This is a genomic window from Marinobacter salinus (assembly GCF_001854125.1).
GTDB classification, from domain to species: Bacteria; Pseudomonadota; Gammaproteobacteria; order Pseudomonadales; family Oleiphilaceae; genus Marinobacter; species Marinobacter salinus.
This window is the reverse complement of the sequence record NZ_CP017715.1, coordinates 446,217-464,863: the sequence shown is the minus strand read 5'-3', so window position 1 is coordinate 464,863 and position 18,647 is coordinate 446,217. Positions and strand designations below refer to the sequence as shown.

Here is an 18,647-nt window from a genome sequence, read left to right as displayed (position 1 = left end):
AACCATGGTGATGAAAGCCTCCTTACAGTTAAAGCTGGGTCAAAGCCTGACCATGACGCCCCAGCTGCAACAGGCGATCCGGCTACTGCAGCTCTCCACCCTCGACCTTCAACAGGAAATCCAGCAGGCACTGGAATCCAACCCCATGCTGGAGAACTCCGAGGAGGATGACGAGCCGGAAGCCAGCTCAAACGAAGACAGCGGAAATCGTGACGAGAGCAGCACCGAAGCCAGTGCCGAGCCAGCCTCGGAGTCTGCCTCTGACTGGGATGAAACAGAAAATGGTCCGGACTGGACTTCAGAAAATGAGATTCCGGACAATATTCCCGATGATCTGCCCGTCGATACTGCCTGGGATGATATCTACCAGTCTGCCCCGGCATCGACCGCCCGGAACGATGACGAAAACGATCACGACTTCGAAACCCGCAACTCCCCCACCGAAACCCTTCAAGATCACCTTGAGTGGCAACTGAACCTGACGCCGTTAAACGAACGGGACCGGGCCATTGCCCACGCGCTGATGGATGCGGTGAATGAGCGGGGCTACCTGACCAGCCCTCTGGAAGAAATCCACGCGGGCCTGCTTGATGAGAATGAGGAAGATCCGCTGGAACTGGACGAGGTGGAGGCGGTCCTGCACCGGTTGCAGCACTTCGATCCTCCCGGCGTGTTTGCCCGGGACCTCCAGGAATGCCTGCTCATCCAACTGAATCAGTTGCCTCCAGACACACCATGGCTGGCCCAGGCCCGGTTAGTGATTACCCACTATATCAATCTCCTGGGTAATCGTGACTACGCTCAGTTACTGCGCCGAAGCCGCTTGAAAGAAGATCAGCTCCGAGAGGTTCTGGCGCTCATTACCGGCCTAAACCCTCGCCCGGGTGATGTCCTCGACCGCGCCGAACCCGACTACGTCATACCCGACGTTATTGTCCGCAAACATAATGGTCGCTGGCGCGTCGAGCTGAATCCTGAAATTGCCCCCCGCATTCGTGTCAATGCAAGCTATGCTTCTCTTATACGGCGGGCCGATAGCAGCGCGGACAACACCTACCTGCGGGATCAGCTTCAAGAGGCAAAGTGGTTTATCAAAAGCCTGCAAAGCCGAAACGAAACCCTGCTGAAGGTGGCGACACGTATCGTGGAACACCAACAGGGATTTCTGGATGAAGGTGAAGAGGCCATGAAGCCCCTGATCCTCTCGGACATTGCCCAGGCGGTAGAGATGCATGAATCGACGATCTCCCGTGTGACCACACAGAAGTACATGCATACTCCCCGGGGGATTTTTGAGCTTAAATATTTCTTCTCCAGCCATGTCAGCACCAACGAGGGGGGGGAATGCTCCTCAACAGCAATCCGCGCAATGATCAAAAAGCTGATTGCGGCAGAAACTCCCAAAAAGCCGTTGAGTGACAGTAAAATTGCAGCCATGCTAGGGGAACAGGGTATCAAGGTGGCGAGACGCACCGTGGCCAAGTATCGGGAAGCGATGCATATTCCGCCCTCGAATGAGCGGAAGCGACTGGTTTAGGCAAGCGCTGCCCGGAACAGGATTTGCCAAGGAATACTATTCGCCGGCGCGCGATGCGCCAGCACCCAGCCCGGCCCTTCGAGGCCGGCATGATGACAACAGGAGAAGCCTATGCAACTCAACATTTCAGGCCATCACGTAGAACTGACTCCCGCTTTGAAAGATTATGTTTCAGAGAAATTTGAGAAACTGGAACGCCACTTTGACCACATCAGTAATTGTCAGGTGACCCTGGAAGTGGAAAAAGTGCGTCAGATGGCGGAAGCAACCCTTCACGTGGTTGGTGGTGAGATTCACGCAAAGGCTGAGAATGAGGACATGTATGCAGCGATTGACTCGCTCATTGACAAACTGGACCGCCAGATCCTCAAGCACAAGGAAAAAAATGTAGACCGGATGCACGGAAACGGCTCTCGTTAACTACCCGTTTTCATGCGTGTCATCTCATCGCGCTGCGGCATGGCTATCCTGCCGCAGCCTTTTTTTTACGGAAATGCAGTCGATTCATGAGCGACACATCCCTGACCATTGACAACATACTTGCTCCAGAGCTGACCCTTTGCCGGGTTCAGGCCTCCAGCAAGAAACGGGTTCTGGAATTCATTGCCGAGCAGATCAACCAGCATGACGGTTCGCTCAGTGAGACCCAGATTTTCAACAACCTGGTCGCCCGCGAGCGCTTGGGCAGCACTGGCATCGGGCAAGGCATCGCCATACCCCATTGCCGCCTCGAAGGATTGGATCACGTCGTTGGTGTACTGATGACGCTGGAAGAAAGCATTGAGTTCGACGCTATCGATAACCAGCCGGTCGACCTGGTGTTTGCCCTCGTTGTTCCCAAGGAGGCCACCAGCGAGCACCTGGAGCTGCTAAGCCAACTGGCGGAGAAGTTTAATGAACGCGCATTCTGCGATCGCCTGCGCCAGTCTGACGACGCCAAAACACTGTATGAGCGTATGACTGCAGCAAACGGCTGACACTGATTTTTGTGGAGAAGGGGTAACCATGAAACTGATCATCGTCAGTGGCAGGTCCGGTTCAGGCAAGAGTACGGCACTCCATGTTCTTGAAGACCTGGGGTTTTATTGCATTGACAACCTCCCCATTGGACTGCTTTTCCCGCTCACACGGGAAGCCACTAACCAGGCAACACCCGGCCGGCTAGGCAAAATGGCCGTCAGTATTGATGCACGCAACCTGTCCGGCGAACTCGCCAATTTTGAAGAGATATACCGGCAGCTCCAGGAAACCGGAGTCACCGTCGAAGTCATATTTCTCGATGCCGACGAACAATCCCTGCTCCAGAGATTCCACGCCACTCGCCGCAAGCACCCCCTAAGCGATGATAAAACATCTCTCAGGGAAGCCATCAGTTATGAAAAGGAGTGCCTGGAACCGCTCTCCAAGCTGTCAGATCTTTATGTGAATACCACTGGCATGTCCATGTACGAACTGCGCGACATGATCAAACAGCGCGTCGTGGGCCGGAAAGACCAGGAGCTCGCCCTGTTGTTCCAGTCCTTTGGTTTCAAACACGGTGTTCCGCTGGACTCCGACTATGTGTTCGACGTGCGCTGTCTTCCAAACCCATACTGGGACAACAGTCTGCGCAAGTTCGTCGGCACCGATCAGCCAGTCATCGACTTCCTGGAGAAAGAACCTGCCAGCCGCAAGATGATTGATGATCTGACCGCTTTTCTGGACACCTGGCTACCTTCATTTGCCGACAGCAACCGCAGCTATATGACCATTTCCATTGGTTGCACCGGCGGCCAGCATCGCTCGGTCTACGTGTCGGAACAGCTCTGCGAACATTTCCGCCAGCAGTACAGCAACGTTCAGGTCCGCCATACCGAATTACCGCATCTGCAATCCCGGGAAGAGATCTGAACCAGCATGATCCGCAAGCCCATCACCATCATCAACAAACTGGGACTGCATGCCCGGGCGACTGCCAAGCTGGTCGCCACGGCATCGGAATTCGAAAGCAGTGTAAGGATCAGCGGCAAGGGTCGGGAAGTGGATGCCAAAAACATTATGCAGGTCATGATGCTGGCCGCCAGCCAGGGGACCAACGTAGAATTGATTGCGGATGGCCACGATGAGCGGGAAGCCATTGACGCCCTGGTCAAACTGATAAATGACTATTTTGGGGAAGGCGGGTAACACCAGGCTTGCCGTGGCCCGAACGGAAGCTTCTGCGGCATTCACCTACAACTCTTTCTCACCTGTGCAACCTAACTCCACTATAATAAAGGCGTTTTCTGACTGTGGGTAATTCATGACCGATATTCTGGAAAAAAGCCAGGCCCGTCAACGCCTTCGATCCCTGAGCGAAGCTCTGGACAGTGGCGCCCTGAAACAGGTTGCCCGCATCCTTAACGGCGGCCTGAGCCCCAGTGATATTGCCCACCTTCTTGAGTCCTCTCCTCCCCGCCAGCGGGCCCTGTTATGGAACCTGGTGGACAAACAGCTGGAAGGGGAAGTTCTCCAGTATCTGAGCGACGACATCCGGGGTTACTTCCTCAGCCAGCTGAATGCCCAGGAACTGGCGGATATCATCGAGGATTTCGAGTCGGACGACCTGGCCGACTTGCTGCAGCAGTTGCCGGACACGGTGATCCAGGAAGTTCTGGACACCATGGACGAACAGGACCGCCAACGGGTCGAGGAAGTACTCTCCTACCCGGAGGACACCGCTGGCGGCCTGATGAACACGGATACCATCACGGTACGTCCGGACATCAGCATCGATGTTGTACTCCGTTACCTGCGAAGACACCGCAACCTGCCCCCGATGACCGACAACCTGATTGTCGTCAGCCGGCGGGACGAGTTCATTGGTATGTTGCCGATCACCAAGATGCTGGTATCAAATCCCGCTTCCACGGTTCGGGAAGTCATGGACACGGACATAGAGCCTATTCCAGTCACACTCTCAGACACCAAGGTTGCGACCCTGTTCGAGCGTTACGATCTGATTTCGGCGCCCGTAGTGAATGAAGACGGTCGGCTGTTGGGGCGCATCACCATCGATGACGTGGTCGACGTTATCCGGGAAGATGCCGATCACTCGCTGATGAGCATGGCCGGTCTGGACGAAGATGAAGACACTTTTGCACCAGTCTGGAAAACAACACGTCGCCGTGCGGTCTGGCTGGGCATTAACCTGATTACCGCGTTTATCGCCTCTGCCGTTATCGGCCTGTTCGAGGAGACCATTACCAAGGTGGTCGCGCTTGCCGTGCTTATGCCTATTGTTGCCAGTATGGGAGGCATTGCCGGCAGCCAGACCCTGACCCTGGTCATTCGCGGTATGGCGGTTGGGCAGATAAGCGGCGCCAATGTGCGCTGGCTGTTGAACCGGGAATTCCTGTCCGGCGCCATGAACGGTATATTCTGGGCGCTGGTGGTTGCCAGCGCCGCAGCCACCTGGTTCCAGGATCTGATGATCGGTGGCATTATTGCCGCCGCACTGATCATAAACCTGGTCGCAGCCGCTCTGGCGGGCACGGTACTGCCCCTGTTCCTGAAGTCGCGCAATATTGATCCGGCTCTCGCGGGCAGCGTGATCCTGACCACTGTTACCGATGTAGTAGGCTTTATGGCCTTCCTTGGCCTGGCCACGATTTTTTACGCTTAACCGGATGTCGGATTTATGAAAGATCATCAAGACAACAACGACGCGCCGGAATACGACGGCCCCAGCAAGTCCCAGCTGAAGCGGGAAATGCACGCCCTGCAGGACATCGGCAAACGAATGCTCGAACTGAGCAACGATCAGCTCGATACCCTCTCGATCAGCGATACCCTGCGCTCTGCCATTGAGGAGTCGCGACGGATTCGCCAAAACGAAGCGAAACGCCGCCATCTCCAGTTCATCGGCAAGGTAATCAGGCAGGAAGACGATCCGGACGCCCTGAAGCGAGCCATTGATGCGTTTGATGCCGGCAGTGAAGAGCACACCCGGCGCCACCACCTGGCCGAACGTTGGCGCGACCGCATGATTGCCGAGGGCGATACCGTGGTGGGCGAATTCTTCAGCTACTGCCCGGGCGCCGACCTTCAACACCTGCGCAATCTGGCCCGTAACGCACGCAAGGATGTGGAAAAGCAAAAAAATACAGGCCAGGCCCGGAAACTGTTTCGCTATCTCCGGGAATGCATCGACGACGCTGAAGCAGCAAACTGATGGTGGTACGCCGGCAAATTACAGCCGGCGGTGCTCCCACACCGGCATCCGCTTCCGCAGCTGTATTAGCTGTTCCGCGTCCAGCTCCGCGGTCACCACTCCGGAGCCCACGGCAAGCTCCTTCACCACCTTGCCCCAGGGGTCGCAAATCAGGCTGTGGCCATAGGTTCGGCGATGCTCGCTGTTTTGCCCCCCCTGTCCAGGAGCAACAACCCAGACCTGATTTTCGATCGCCCGTGCGCGTATGAGAGCATGCCAGTGGGCATTTCCGGTCTGCCAGGTAAAGGCACTGGGTAAACACACCCAATCAACAGCCTGTTCCCGCAACGCCCGAAACAACTCCGGAAAGCGCAGATCGTAACAGATGGCAAGACCGAGTTTTCCCGCTGGTGTATCCAGTGTCACCAACTGTTCACCGGGCTCGAAGGTGTCTGACTCCCGGTATTGGCCCTGGGCATCTTCAACCATCGCATCGAACAGGTGTATCTTGTCATAGCGAGCGACTTCCCGACCCTGGTCATCAAACACCAGGCAAGAGGCTCTGACCTTCCCTTCAATGTCCGAGCCATCGGGCCTGTGTGCTAATGGCAGTGATCCGCCGACAATCCACAACCCGAGTTTTTTCGCCTGCTCTGCCAGGAATGCCCGGATGACCGGCTTCTCCGAGGACTCTACCTGTCCGCACGCGACCATCTGACTGGTTGCCAATACAGCAAAGTTTTCTGGCAAGACTGCCACGCGGGCCCCTTCACTGGCGGCTTTCTCCAGTAACTTCCGGGCCTCATCCAGGTTCGCTCGGATGTCATGGGTGCTTACCATCTGGATGGCGGCAACGCGATTGGAAATTGATGTGGTCATGAGCAGCTCCTGCTATTTGCCGTTATCAAATACCTGCTTCAGGTCTACCAGCGGATCGCTCCAGGTGCCGGTCACACTATAGCTGGCACTGGTCAGCTTGCTGAGAGGATCTCCCAGAATCTTGTCCAGAACAAATAATGCCCCACCTATGGGGGCACTGGCACCCATTAACAACGCGGCCAACGGCAGATTCTGGGTCAGCGGCAGAACGACCACCAGGCGCATATCCAGCGTTTCACCGGGGATGTCTGTCGTGCCACTGAGCTTGAACGCGCCCGATGGGCCCACGATCTGGAGTTCCGGGGCCAGTGTTACCAACCCTTCAACAATCTGTGCTTTGCCGGAAATGGCATCAAACGCAACTCCCCGCTCATAAAGGTCCGAAAAATCGAGCTTCAGGCGCCGCCACAGGGTATCGGCGTTCAACAGATTGAAAAAACGAAACAATTGAGCGGTGTTGTTCTGCTCCAGGATAATACCGTCATCCAGCCGGAGACTGACCGAACCACTGAGGTCCCGCAGCGAAAATTCATCAGGTCGGCCGGGCCAATCCAGATCCAGCTCAATATTGGTGGCTTTATTGGTCAGGGGGATCTGAGTTCCAAACAGTTTACTGAGGTCTGCCAGAGCGCCACCGGTGACCGAGCCGGCAAACCGGCTTACCTCCCGGTTATCCACAATACTCCAGGTCATATCACCAAGCAGCGTCAGGGAGCTGAGCCGGCCCTCAATACTGCTTACCTTTAACATGTATGGCTCAGGGCGCAACGTAAACGTCCATCTTCCCAGGGTTTCGTCGTTCAATTGAAGTTCGTTGATGCTTACGTCAACATCAGGCCAGCCCCCCATATCCAGAGACCTGAATGCTTCAAGCTGCTCTTCCAGGGTCAGCAATTCTGGTGCCTCGCTTCGCGCTTCGTCATTACGGACAAGTCTGACAACCTCGAAATCCGCGGCAACCCTGCCACCATCGACGGGTACGGCCATCCGCCCAACGGCACGCTCGGACCGGGTTTCAACCACCCAACGGTCACCCAGATCAAGGGCGTTGATCTGGATATCATTCAGGGTGTGACTGCCCAGGTATAGATGGCCAACCGTCAGGTCGAAGCCGGTTTCCTTCCAGAGCAGGTCAAAGGCCATGCGATTTTCCCAGTCTCCCCGAATGGAAATGCCGCCCTCCGCGCCGGGATCAACCAGGGCCTCCAACGGTGCTGACTCGGTCGCCGTCTTTGCAAGCGTCTGAGGCCAGTCAAGAACGACCCCTTTCAGGTCGGATCGCACCCTTATTCCAGAGGTACTCTCGGCACCCACATCCAGACCGGCGGTGTAGGAAAGGGATCCGCTCATGCCGAAGCTCCGGTCGGAAGCCAGACCCGCCTTTGCCAGTATCTCCGGAATAGCCAGCTGTCCGGATTGGCGAATGGCGAGCGCGTCACCCGCTTTACTGCGACTCAGGCTGATGCTCACAGGCTCGCCAAAGAACCGCGCCTGCATTGGCCCTCCGGAGAAGCCGTCAACGGTGTGATAAGTCAGATCCCCGGTGATATTACTCCAGCTCAGGTCAGCCGGCGGATAGCTGACAGTGCCGCCGGAAGCCGTGACATGGGCCTCTACCACCGGTGCTTGGTCCGAACCTAATGGCAGTTCTATCCCAAGACCCAGTTGATACTGACCATCATACTCGAGCGTCCTGGCTTCTGATCCCGCCAACTCCCCCAGGGGACTGTTGTTCATCCAGAACCCAACGGCCTCTCCCGGAACCTCGGCAGCAGCGTCTACCAACACCACCGCTCCAGCGCTGCCAGGAACAACCCGCACGGTACTGGGTGCGAGTGTAACCCCACCTGTTTCGGCTTTGTCCAGCGTCACTCGAGTATCGCCGTTGTTTACGACCACCCGTCCACTCGCGCCTGACACTTCCGGCCAGCGCTCGTCGTAGGCAACAGTGGCATTCTCGAACTCGTACCACATAGAGGACACAAAGGACCCTCTGGGTGCCCCGAAACCAACCTGACCATGGCCGTAATACATGCCTGAGGTAATTGAGGCCTCTTTGATTGCCGTTGTCAGCCAGTTATAGAGCACGGGGCTGACGGCCTTGTTCGGAACGAAATCTGCCAGCATATTGGCGCTTGCGTTCTCAAGACCGACCCGCAGCCCCAGGTTATCCTCTCCGTTTTTGTCCAGCTTCAGATCGAAACCGCCGTCAAGAATGGTGTCGCTGTTGTACACCATGCGAATATCGTCGGAATAGACTCGGGTGACAGGACCATCCAGCTGCCAGGCAACCAGAGCATCAACCTCGGAGAATGACCAGCCTGCCCGGAAGAGTTGAGGGAAACCAAGGCCCACCGGCTGCTCCCCGGCCTTCACCCGGACATAACCGGAGTCCTGATTGAGATACACCGAGCCGAACAGCCCAGACACACTTGGCGCTCCCCTGTGAGCCATCACACCCACATCGCGGAGACGCCCCGTGAACTCAAAGCCTTTAGCGGATGAATCCGGGATACTCAGTTCCATGCGGTCCAGAAATCCTCCTGGACGATAGTTTTCAAGAGCAGCTCTGGCCCGCTCGGGAAGAAGTGGCAGCAGAGAAGCAAGCCTGCGCAGTGGGCTGAGAGGCAAGGCATCTGCAATAACGGTAAGCCCCGGGCCCTCGGGTTTGAGGCGCAGACTGAATGGCGGCACATCATCGCCGTTCCATGTCCACTGAAGTTGTTGGAGGTGCCACTCACCCGGGCCGCCTGGGCGGCCCAGTGCCGACGGACCGACCTCCGACAGGGCGTCCGGGTGCCGGCGCCAGCCAAACCGCGCGCGAATGTTTTCAAGGGGTGCCAGGGATTCATTGCCGACTCCCAACTGCAGGTAGGGTGTCTTTACCGTGCCACTGACCTGTTGCAGCATGCCGTCCCGGAAGGTCAGCCAGCCCTCGCCCCCGAGGTCGAACCCCTCAACACGAATGTCCCGCCACTGATACTCGTCTATAAGGCCATCAAAAAGCCGGCCCGAGTCCACGCCCAGATAAAGCTGACCGGTAAAATCGCCCCGGAAGAAATGCTGGCCAACCAGGCTGAAGTTGGCCAGTTGCTGGGTCGTTCCGGATTGCATGGCCCGACCGGAAGCGCGAAACAGTCCCTGCCGGTACACCAGATCCAGCTGAGGGATATCCAGGTGACGCAGGTGTCCCTTGTTATCCCTTATCCCCAGGCTGAAGCGCGTGATTTTGACATAAGGTTCCGACAGAACTGTCCCCGCCAGCTCCAGCCACTCCTTCAGACGGTTGTTAACCGGCTCCGGAAGTTCAGCGCCCCGGACTTTGACCTTCCCCGCCTCGGACTGGTTGAGCGTCAGCTCAAGCCCATCCGCTTCGAAATCCTCAAACACGACCCGCTGTCGCATCAGTGACGACAGGAAATCAAACCGGATGCGCAAGTGCTCAAGGCGGGCGATTTCCATGCCTGAATCCCGGTTGGAGACGGCAATCTCGCGTGCGGTGAAAGAAGGATCCAGCCAGATCCACCGGGAGGACAGACTGCCAATGGAAACGTCATGGCCAATACGTGCTGACAGTTCCCGGGCCAGATCATCGGTGAACGCATCCACGTTACGGGTGAGCTGACGCCCTAAACCCGCGTATAACGCGAACAACAGAAGAATAACGAGAAGCATCCACCAGACGAGACTGGAGACCCGGGCTGCCAGTCTTACCGGCGAGCTCTCGGGGTAGTTATCCGGCAGGGGCGGCTCGCGATCGGCGGAAGACATCAGGCTGGCTTACTCCCATCGCCGGCAGTCAGTCCCCTCATCAGAGAAGAACGACATCATACTGCTCCTGGCTGTAGAACGGCTCCACCTGAAAGCGGATGGTCTTGCTGATGAAGGTTTCCAGGTCGGCCACGTTGTCAGACTCTTCATCCAGCAGGCGGTCGACCACGCTTTGCGACGCCATCACCAGATAGTTTTCAGCGTCATAGGCACGGTTCACCCGGAGAATTTCCCGGAAGATCTCATAACACACGGTTTCACTGGTTTTCAGGAAGCCACGCCCATCACAGATCGGACAGGGCTCACAGAGCACCTGACCGAGGCTCTCGGTGGTGCGTTTTCGGGTCATTTCGACCAGACCAAGCTCGGAAACTCCGGTGATTTTGGTTTTCGCGTGGTCCCGTTCCAGCATCTTCTCCAGCATTCGGTGCACCTGTCGCTGATGCTCCGGATCTTCCATGTCGATGAAGTCGATAATAATGATGCCGCCAAGGTTCCGCAGGCGCAGCTGACGACTGATAGCCCGGGCGGCCTCAAGGTTGGTCTTGAAAATAGTTTCTTCCAGGTTCCGGTGCCCGACAAAACCACCGGTATTGATATCGATGGTTGTCATTGCCTCGGTCTGGTCAATGATGACATACCCACCGGACTTCAACTGGACCTTGCGACTGAGCGCTTTCTGGATCTCATCTTCTACCGAGTATAGGTCGAAGATCGGCCGCTCGCCCGGGTAATATTCCACCTTGTCGGCAAACTCCGTAACGAACTCTTCAACAAACTCCATGACCCGCTGATGACTCTCACGGCTGTCAATCCTGACCTTTTCCGTCTGGGGGCGAATCAGGTCACGGATGGTCCGGATGAACAGCGGCAGATCCTGATAGATAACGGAAGGCGCCTGAACCCGGGAAATGCGCTCATGAATCGACTGGCTCAGACGGTGCAGGTAGGTCATGTCCCCGATCAGCTCCTCCGGCGACGCGGCTTCTGCAGCTGTCCGGATAATATACCCGCCCTGCACGTCGGTTTCTTTCGCCGCCGCCTCCTCAACCAGACCCTTCAAACGAGCCCGCTCGGTATCATCCTCGATTCGCTGGGATATTCCGACGTGACTGACGCCGGGCATAAAAACAAGGTAACGGGAAGGTATCGAAAGCTGGGTAGTCAACCGGGCACCCTTTGTGCCGATCGGATCCTTGGTTACCTGGACCACAAGAGACTGGCCTTCCCGCAGCAGGGTCCGGATATCCGGCACGGTTTTCGGCGCCTCGTTGACGTCATCGCCATTGGACTGACTCGGGACCACATCCGATGCATGAATGAAGGCTGCCCGCTCCAGACCGATATCGACAAACGCCGCTTCCATGCCTGGAAGCACCCGGACTACTTTCCCTTTGTAGATGTTTCCAACTATCCCCTTGCGACTGGTACGTTCAATGTAGGCTTCCTGCAGCATACCGTTTTCAACCAGCGCAACGCGGGTTTCAACCGGCGTCACATTGATCAGGATTTCTTCGCTCATGTTCCGCTCTCCAGACTGCTCGGCCAGTTTCTCCAGACCGGATACCCGGCATCTGCCAACAGGGCTGACGTTTCCTGAAGTGGCAGCCCTACGACAGCACTGTAACTGCCCCTTAGTTCCCTGACAAAAATACCACCAAGGCCCTGAATTCCATAACTTCCGGCCTTGTCCATAGGCTCACCGCTGGCCACATAGGCTGCGATCTCGTCATTCGATAACTCCCGAAAGCTGACATCGCTGATAGCCAGCCGGGATTCACATCGGGAGCCCCTGGCCATGGCGACCGCCGTCATTACCTGGTGGGTGGCGCCCGACAGTTCCCGGAGTGTCGCAATTGCGTCGTCTGCACAGGCTGGCTTGCCCAGAATGACTCCGTTGAGCACGACCGAAGTATCAGAGCCGAGAACCAGAGCCTCCGGTGCCACTGCAGCCACCGCTAGCGCCTTCTCACGGGCGAGACGCTCCACATAGTGCTCTGGCGTTTCTCCGGTTTCAGGCGTTTCGTCTACGTCTGCAGGCTGCACCCTGAAGGATACGCCGATTTGCTGCAACAATTCGGATCGCCGGGGAGAAGCCGAAGCGAGAATAATGAGTGCCATGACTAGCCCAGCTTACGGTTTATATTATCCAGCAGGATGCAGAACACCGGCCAGGCTGCCGCGCTGGTCAGGGCTGGCCACAGATAGCTGAATCCAGCGTCCTCGCCACCCAGCATCTGTTTGATGAAGTGAACAAGCATTTGATTGATACCGAGCAGCAGAAACACCATCAAGCATTGCTGCGGCATGGGGTACATGCGCAAACGCTGATGAATCGTCAGCACAAGGAAGGCGATCAATCCCATCGCCAGCGCATTCACACCGAGGGGAGTGGCTTCCAGAACGTCCAGCAGCAGGCCGAGGCACCAGGCCAGGATAATGCCGAACTGGGCGGGCGCACGGAAAGTCCAGTAAAAAACCACCAGCCCCAGCCACTCGGGACGAAACTCAAACCAGCCGACAGGGAACAGGGAAATGCTTAATACAAGGGAGACAATCACCGAAAACACAAACACCGGGTAGCTGATAACGGATAACATCAGTCAGCACCTCCCCGGTCCGGATCTGTATCTACTGCAGGAGTCTCCTCTCCCACACTGCTTTGCGGTGACGCTGCGCCTTCGGGGGGAATACCACCAGAACCAGTCGGCTCTGGTTCAACTCGGCCTTTGGAGCTGCCTGAATCGACACGAAGGGCTCGCCGGGCTCCTTACTGATACGACTGACCTCCGCCACCGGGTAACCACGGGGAAAACGCTCGCCAAGCCCCGAGCTCACCAACAGATCGCCTTCGCGAATATCAGCGGTATCAGGAACGTGAACAAGATCCAGAGTGTTGGTATCGCCTGTTCCCAGGAGTATCGCCCGTAGACCATTCCGCACTACCTCGACCGGTACTGCATGGCTGCTGTCCGAGACCAGGAGTATCCGGGAGGTAATCTGACTGGTCTGCACCACCTGCCCCATCAAACCATGGGCATCAAGGACGGCCTGTCCATTGAAAAGGCCGTCACGCTGGCCTTTATTGATGATAATTTCGTGGGAGAAAGGATCGGGCGAGACCCCGACCACTTCACCAACGATAACGCGGTCATCCAGCACTTCCGAGGAATTCATCAGCCGGCGCAGTTCGTTGTTCTCTGATGCAAGGGCCGCATATTTGAGTGCACGCCGCTCCAGAATCAGGAGCCGGGCCTTGAGGTCCTCATTTTCCTGCTGGAGGTCTTCTTTGTTGACGAACAGCCCTGCAACCCAGTCGCTGAACTGATAGGGCGCGTTACCCAGCCAGTACACAGGCGCCAGGCCGGTCGCAATAGCGCTCCGAACCTGATATAGCCTATCGAAACGCGCATCGGCAACCACCAGGGCTGCCGATACGAGAACAATAAGCATTAGTCTGAAGCCGGGAACCGGCCCCTCGACAAAGATGGTCTTAATAGCGAACCCTCCCCACAGGACTATCCCTCCTGGGAGAACATTCCAATACCACCCCGATCAATCACTTCCAGCGCCTTGCCACCGCCGCGAGCAACACAGGTCAGCGGGTCTTCCGCGATGATAACCGGAAGGCCGGTTTCTTCACTGATCAGCTTGTCCAGGCCGCGCAGCAGCGCACCGCCTCCGGTCAGCACGATACCGCGCTCGGCAATGTCAGAGGCCAGTTCAGGCGGGGACTGTTCCAGGGCACTTTTCACAGTCTGAACGATCTGCGCCAGGGACTCCTGCAATGCATCAAGGATTTCTTCACTGTTCAGGGTAAAGGCCCGGGGAACACCTTCAGCCAGGTTGCGGCCGCGCACGTCGATTTCACGAATTTCGAGACCTTCGTAGGCACAGCCGATTTCATGCTTGATACGTTCTGCGGTGGAATCACCGATCAGGCTTCCGTAGTTACGGCGCACGTAGGTCACAATGGCTTCATCGAATTTGTCGCCGCCCACTCTGACCGACTCCGCATAAACGATGCCGTTCAGGGAAATGATCGCGATTTCGGTAGTACCACCGCCGATATCCACGATCATGGAGCCGCTGGCTTCTTCCACCGGCAGGCCGGCACCAATGGCCGCTGCCATGGGCTCTTCAATCAGGAAAACTTCCCGTGCGCCGGCGCCCAGAGCGGATTCGCGAATGGCCTTACGCTCAACCTGGGTCGATTTGCTCGGCACGCAGACCAATACCCGGGGGCTCGGGGTAATGAAGCTGTTTTCGTGCACCTTATGGATAAAATGCTGAAGCATTTTTTCGGTGACGACGAAGTCTGCAATCACACCATCCTTCATGGGGCGGATGGCGGTGATGTTGCCAGGGGTACGGCCCAGCATACGTTTGGCTTCTGCGCCGACGGCGGCAACCATTTTTTGGGAACCGCTGGTGCGGATGGCCACAACGGAAGGCTCGTTCAGAACAATGCCGCGTTCACGCACATATATAAGGGTGTTTGCGGTGCCCAGGTCGATGGACAGGTCGCTGGAGAATAAGCCTCGGAGTCTTTTTATCAACATTCGTGTAGTTTCAACCTGAGAGTTGCAGTCGCAAAGAAAAGATGCGGCAACTTTAGCAGTGAGCACCCCTGCAGGCAAGGCGCGAACGGGCCTCGCGCCTTACCGTTCACACATTTACCTTATGGGCTGGGGCCTCCCGCGATTGTTCGAATCTGTTACCATACACACTTTATTTTTTGGCTTGGGTGAAGGGCCGTTCGGAGAGTTCTTTTCAAAACACGCTACGAGCACGTCCCTGTGCGCTTGTTTCGGGCCGTCCATGGCCCTCAACAGTTTTGAAAAGAACTCTCCGAACGCCCCCGTAGCTCAGAATAGCCGTCATTTATTCCTACACTTTATTAACGACATTTCATTTATCTGGGAGGCAATGCGTGACCATTTCCCGTGAGGACATTGAGAAAGTCGCTGTGCTCGCCCGCATTCGTGTGGACGATGAGCAAGTTTCGGCTCTGGAAAGCGACCTGGGCAACATTCTGGATCTGGTAGACCAGCTCAGCGCCGCCGACACCGACAACGTCGAGCCCATGGCCCATCCGCTGAATGCGGTTCAGCGCCTGCGCCCGGACGAGATAACCGAGACCAATCAACGGGAAGCTTTCCAGGCCATCGCTCCGGCCACTGAGAATGGACTCTATCTCGTACCCCGCGTTATCGAGTGATCTGACGACCAGCGACGTAAACAGGAAGTATCATGCATAACAAATCCGTAGCAGAGCTTTCCCGGGAACTGGAAAGCGGCAAGATTTCGAGCGTGGAGCTGGCGCAACAGTTCCTCGACCGCATCAAGCGCGAAGACAGCAAATACAACAGTTTTATCACGGTGACCGAAGAGCAGGCCCTGGCCGACGCCAAATCGGCCGACGAGCTTCGCGCCGCGGGCAACGCCACACCCTGGACCGGCATTCCATTCGCTCACAAGGATATTTTCTGTACCAACGGCGTCAAAACCACCTGCGGTTCGAAGATGCTTGAGAACTTTGTGCCGCCATACAACGCCACTGTCACGGAAAATTTCCGAAAGGCCGGCGCCGTCTGTCTCGGCAAGACCAACATGGATGAGTTCGCCATGGGCTCTTCTAATGAGTCCAGCCATTTCGGCCCCGTCACCAACCCGTGGGGGCTGGGTAAGGGCGAGAAACGCGTGCCCGGCGGTTCGTCCGGCGGTTCCGCGACGGCCGTTGCGGCACGGCTGGTGCCCGCGGCTACAGCAACAGATACCGGCGGCTCCATTCGCCAGCCGGCTGCGCTATGCGGCGTTACTGGTCTCAAGCCAACCTATGGTCGTGTTTCCCGCTACGGCATGATCGCCTTTGCGTCCAGCCTGGATCAGGGCGGTACCATGGCGCGCACAGCCGAAGACAACGCCCTGATGCTCAATGTAATGGCGGGCTTTGACCCAAAAGACTCAACGTCTCTGGATCGCGAAGTCCCGGACTATACCGCCACGCTGAATGAGCCATTGAAAGGCCTGCGCATCGGCTTACCAAAGGAATATTTCTCGGATGAGCTCAGCCCCGCGATGGAAGAACAGGTCCGCGCGGCGGTGAAAGAATACGAGAAGCTGGGCGCGACAGTGAAAGAAGTCTCACTGCCCAACGCCAGGCTCGCCATTGCTGCCTATTACGTGATTGCCCCGGCCGAAGCTTCCGCCAACCTGTCGCGCTTCGACGGCGTTCGTTATGGCTACCGCTGCGAGGATCCAAAAGACCTGATGGATCTTTACACCCGGACACGGGCCGAAGGCTTTGGCACTGAAGTAAAACGGCGCATTCTCGTGGGAACCTATGCCCTTTCGGCCGGCTATTTCGACGCCTACTACCTCAAGGCCCAGAAAGTCCGCCGCCTGATCCAGCAGGACTTCATCAATGCATTCAGAGACGTCGATGTTCTGATGAGCCCGACCACGCCCTCTCCGGCGTTTATCCAGGGCGAAAAGACCAGCGACCCGGTCACCATGTATCTGGAAGACGTTTTTACCATTGCCATTAATCTGGCCGGCATTCCGGCGATGTCGGTGCCGGCCGGCTTTGTGGACGGCCTGCCCGTTGGCCTGCAAATCATCGGGGATTATTTCTCCGAAGCACGCCTGCTCAATGCCGCACACCAATTCCAGCAGGTGACCGACTGGCACCAGCGTGAACCGCAATAAGCCCGATAGAGGAGAGTTACACATGCAATGGGATATTGTGATCGGGCTGGAAATTCACGTTCAGCTCGCTACCCGAACCAAGATTTTTTCAGGCTCCAGTACCGCTTACGGTGCCGAGCCCAACACCCAGGCCAATGCGGTTGACCTGGCCATGCCGGGCACCCTGCCGGTCCCCAATGAGCAAGCATTCCGTTACGCGGTGATGTTCGGCTTGGCGGTAAACGCCGAGATTGAGCGCCGCTCCGTATTCGAGCGGAAAAACTACTTCTACCCTGACCTGCCAAAAGGCTATCAGACCACCCAGCTTGAGCGCCCGATTGTTGGCCCGGGTTACGTGGACATTGACCTGGCAAAGGGCGAGACCAAACGCGTTCGCATCCACCATGCCCACCTGGAAGAGGACGCAGGCAAGTCCCTGCACGAAGACTTCCACGGCATGACCGGTGTCGACCTGAACCGGGCTGGCACTCCGCTGATCGAAGTCGTCACCGAGCCGGACATGACCAACGCCGAAGAGGCTGTCGCCTTCGCCAAGAAGCTGCACAGCCTTGTCATTTCATTGGGCATTTGTGACGGCGACATGTCTCAGGGCTCAATGCGCTTTGACGTAAACATCTCCCTCAAACCGAAAGGCTCTGACACTCTCGGCACCCGCACCGAAACCAAGAACCTGAACTCCTTCCGCTTCATGGAGCAGGCTATCGCCCATGAAGTTGAGCGGCAGATGGACATTCTGGAAGACGGCGGCACCATCACCCAGGAAACCCGCCTGTACAACGGGGACCGTGATGAATCCCGCTCCATGCGGACCAAGGAAGAAGCCAACGATTACCGTTACTTCCCCTGCCCTGACCTGCTTCCGGTGGAAATCGATGACACTTTCATCGAGGACGCCCGCAGTCGCCTCCCGGAATTGCCGGACGCTCGGAAAGCCAGGTTCACGGAGCAGTACGGCCTGAATGATTACGATGCCAGCCTGTTGAGCAGCGACGCCAGGCTGTCCGCCTTCTTTGAGGAGGCCGTAAGCCACGGCAAAGATGCCAAACTGACCGCCAACTGGATCCAGGGCGAGTTCTCTGCGCGCCTGAATGCGGAAGAGAAGTCCGTTTCCGAATCACCGATCACCGGTGCTCAACTCGGCGACCTGGTCGTTCGCATCGCGGACAATACGATTTCATCCGCGGGCGCCAAGAAAGTGTTCGAAGCGCTTTGGTCCGGCGAAAACGACAAGGTCGACGCCATCATCGATGCCAAGGGTCTGAAGCAGGTGTCTGACACCGGCGCTCTGGAAGCAATGGTGGATGAGGTTCTGGCGGGCATGCCGGATCAGGTCGCCCAATACCAGAATGAGGAAGACCCCAAGAAACGCAAGAAGATGCTTGGCGGCTTTATGGGGCCACTGATGAAGGCCTCCAAGGGCCAGGGCAATCCGAAGCTGTTTAACGAGATTCTGGTTAAAAAGCTCGGGGGTTAACCCGCGGACTTTGGGACGTGGCTTCTGGCTGCGGCCCTAGGCTTGGTTGTTGGGGGAGGCCTTGACAGGAAGGCTTCTCCCAAAAACCGCTACGAGCACGTCCA

Annotated in this window: 17 protein-coding genes; 10 read left to right on the top strand and 7 right to left on the bottom strand. The window is 56.9% G+C overall.

What is annotated here, in order from left to right; genetic code table 11:
* The first annotated feature begins 10 nt into the window (after positions 1-10).
* The 7 genes from BKP64_RS02210 to yjgA all read left to right on the top strand — a co-directional run bounded on the left by BKP64_RS02210 (position 11) and on the right by yjgA (position 5,729).
* Positions 11-1,537 (top strand): RNA polymerase factor sigma-54, encoded by a 1,527-nt coding sequence (locus tag BKP64_RS02210; protein ID WP_070973517.1) that lies wholly within the window; start codon positions 11-13, stop codon positions 1,535-1,537.
* A 111-nt stretch (positions 1,538-1,648) separates the two neighbouring features.
* Positions 1,649-1,957, top strand: a complete 309-nt coding sequence (gene hpf / locus BKP64_RS02205; RefSeq protein WP_070965417.1) for a ribosome hibernation promoting factor — start codon at positions 1,649-1,651, stop codon at positions 1,955-1,957.
* Positions 1,958-2,043: 86 nt separating this feature from the next.
* Positions 2,044-2,514 carry a PTS IIA-like nitrogen regulatory protein PtsN gene (ptsN, locus tag BKP64_RS02200; protein WP_070965414.1) on the top strand — a complete coding sequence of 157 codons (471 nt, stop codon included), beginning with the start codon at positions 2,044-2,046 and terminating at the stop codon, positions 2,512-2,514.
* Positions 2,515-2,542: 28 nt separating this feature from the next.
* On the top strand, positions 2,543-3,427 hold the full coding sequence (gene rapZ / locus BKP64_RS02195; protein WP_070965411.1) for an RNase adapter RapZ: 885 nt from the start codon (positions 2,543-2,545) through the stop codon (positions 3,425-3,427).
* A 6-nt stretch (positions 3,428-3,433) separates the two neighbouring features.
* Positions 3,434-3,703, top strand: coding sequence for an HPr family phosphocarrier protein (locus BKP64_RS02190; RefSeq protein WP_070965409.1), 270 nt, complete (start codon positions 3,434-3,436; stop codon positions 3,701-3,703).
* Positions 3,704-3,818: 115 nt separating this feature from the next.
* Positions 3,819-5,180: a magnesium transporter gene (gene mgtE, locus BKP64_RS02185; RefSeq protein WP_070965406.1), complete on the top strand. Its 1,362-nt coding sequence runs from the start codon at positions 3,819-3,821 to the stop codon at positions 5,178-5,180.
* A gap of 15 nt (positions 5,181-5,195) precedes the next feature.
* Positions 5,196-5,729 carry a ribosome biogenesis factor YjgA gene (gene yjgA / locus BKP64_RS02180; RefSeq protein ID WP_070965403.1) on the top strand — a complete coding sequence of 178 codons (534 nt, stop codon included), beginning with the start codon at positions 5,196-5,198 and terminating at the stop codon, positions 5,727-5,729.
* A gap of 18 nt (positions 5,730-5,747) precedes the next feature.
* Here yjgA and BKP64_RS02175 read toward each other — a convergent pair whose 3' ends face one another.
* From BKP64_RS02175 to BKP64_RS02145, 7 genes are all read right to left on the bottom strand, one after another.
* Positions 5,748-6,587, bottom strand: a complete 840-nt coding sequence (locus BKP64_RS02175; protein WP_070965400.1) for a carbon-nitrogen hydrolase family protein — start codon at positions 6,585-6,587, stop codon at positions 5,748-5,750.
* A gap of 12 nt (positions 6,588-6,599) precedes the next feature.
* Complete coding sequence (locus tag BKP64_RS02170; RefSeq protein ID WP_070965399.1) at positions 6,600-10,358, bottom strand: YhdP family phospholipid transporter; 3,759 nt, start codon at positions 10,356-10,358, stop codon at positions 6,600-6,602.
* A 40-nt stretch (positions 10,359-10,398) separates the two neighbouring features.
* Positions 10,399-11,880 (bottom strand): ribonuclease G, encoded by a 1,482-nt coding sequence (gene rng, locus BKP64_RS02165; RefSeq protein WP_070965394.1) that lies wholly within the window; start codon positions 11,878-11,880, stop codon positions 10,399-10,401.
* Positions 11,877-12,479, bottom strand: coding sequence for a Maf family protein (locus tag BKP64_RS02160; RefSeq protein WP_070965391.1), 603 nt, complete (start codon positions 12,477-12,479; stop codon positions 11,877-11,879). Before BKP64_RS02160 ends, rng begins: the two co-directional genes overlap by 4 nt.
* A gap of 2 nt (positions 12,480-12,481) precedes the next feature.
* Entirely contained in the window at positions 12,482-12,958 is a 477-nt protein-coding gene (mreD, locus tag BKP64_RS02155) for a rod shape-determining protein MreD (protein WP_070965388.1), read from the bottom strand.
* 31 nt (positions 12,959-12,989) lie between these two features.
* Positions 12,990-13,811: a rod shape-determining protein MreC gene (mreC, locus tag BKP64_RS02150; RefSeq protein WP_099092546.1), complete on the bottom strand. Its 822-nt coding sequence runs from the start codon at positions 13,809-13,811 to the stop codon at positions 12,990-12,992.
* Positions 13,812-13,876: 65 nt separating this feature from the next.
* Entirely contained in the window at positions 13,877-14,917 is a 1,041-nt protein-coding gene (locus tag BKP64_RS02145) for a rod shape-determining protein (protein ID WP_070973515.1), read from the bottom strand.
* A 374-nt stretch (positions 14,918-15,291) separates the two neighbouring features.
* Between BKP64_RS02145 and gatC the strand changes: the two genes are divergently transcribed.
* From gatC to gatB, 3 genes are read left to right on the top strand one after another with little or no spacing between them, the layout of a single operon-like run.
* A complete protein-coding gene (gene gatC / locus BKP64_RS02140) occupies positions 15,292-15,579 on the top strand; it encodes an Asp-tRNA(Asn)/Glu-tRNA(Gln) amidotransferase subunit GatC (RefSeq protein WP_070965386.1) in 288 nt (95 codons plus the stop codon).
* Positions 15,580-15,611: 32 nt separating this feature from the next.
* Complete coding sequence (gene gatA / locus BKP64_RS02135) at positions 15,612-17,069, top strand: Asp-tRNA(Asn)/Glu-tRNA(Gln) amidotransferase subunit GatA (RefSeq protein WP_070965383.1); 1,458 nt, start codon at positions 15,612-15,614, stop codon at positions 17,067-17,069.
* A 22-nt stretch (positions 17,070-17,091) separates the two neighbouring features.
* Positions 17,092-18,543 (top strand): Asp-tRNA(Asn)/Glu-tRNA(Gln) amidotransferase subunit GatB, encoded by a 1,452-nt coding sequence (gene gatB / locus BKP64_RS02130; RefSeq protein WP_070965380.1) that lies wholly within the window; start codon positions 17,092-17,094, stop codon positions 18,541-18,543.
* Positions 18,544-18,647: the final 104 nt, after the last annotated feature.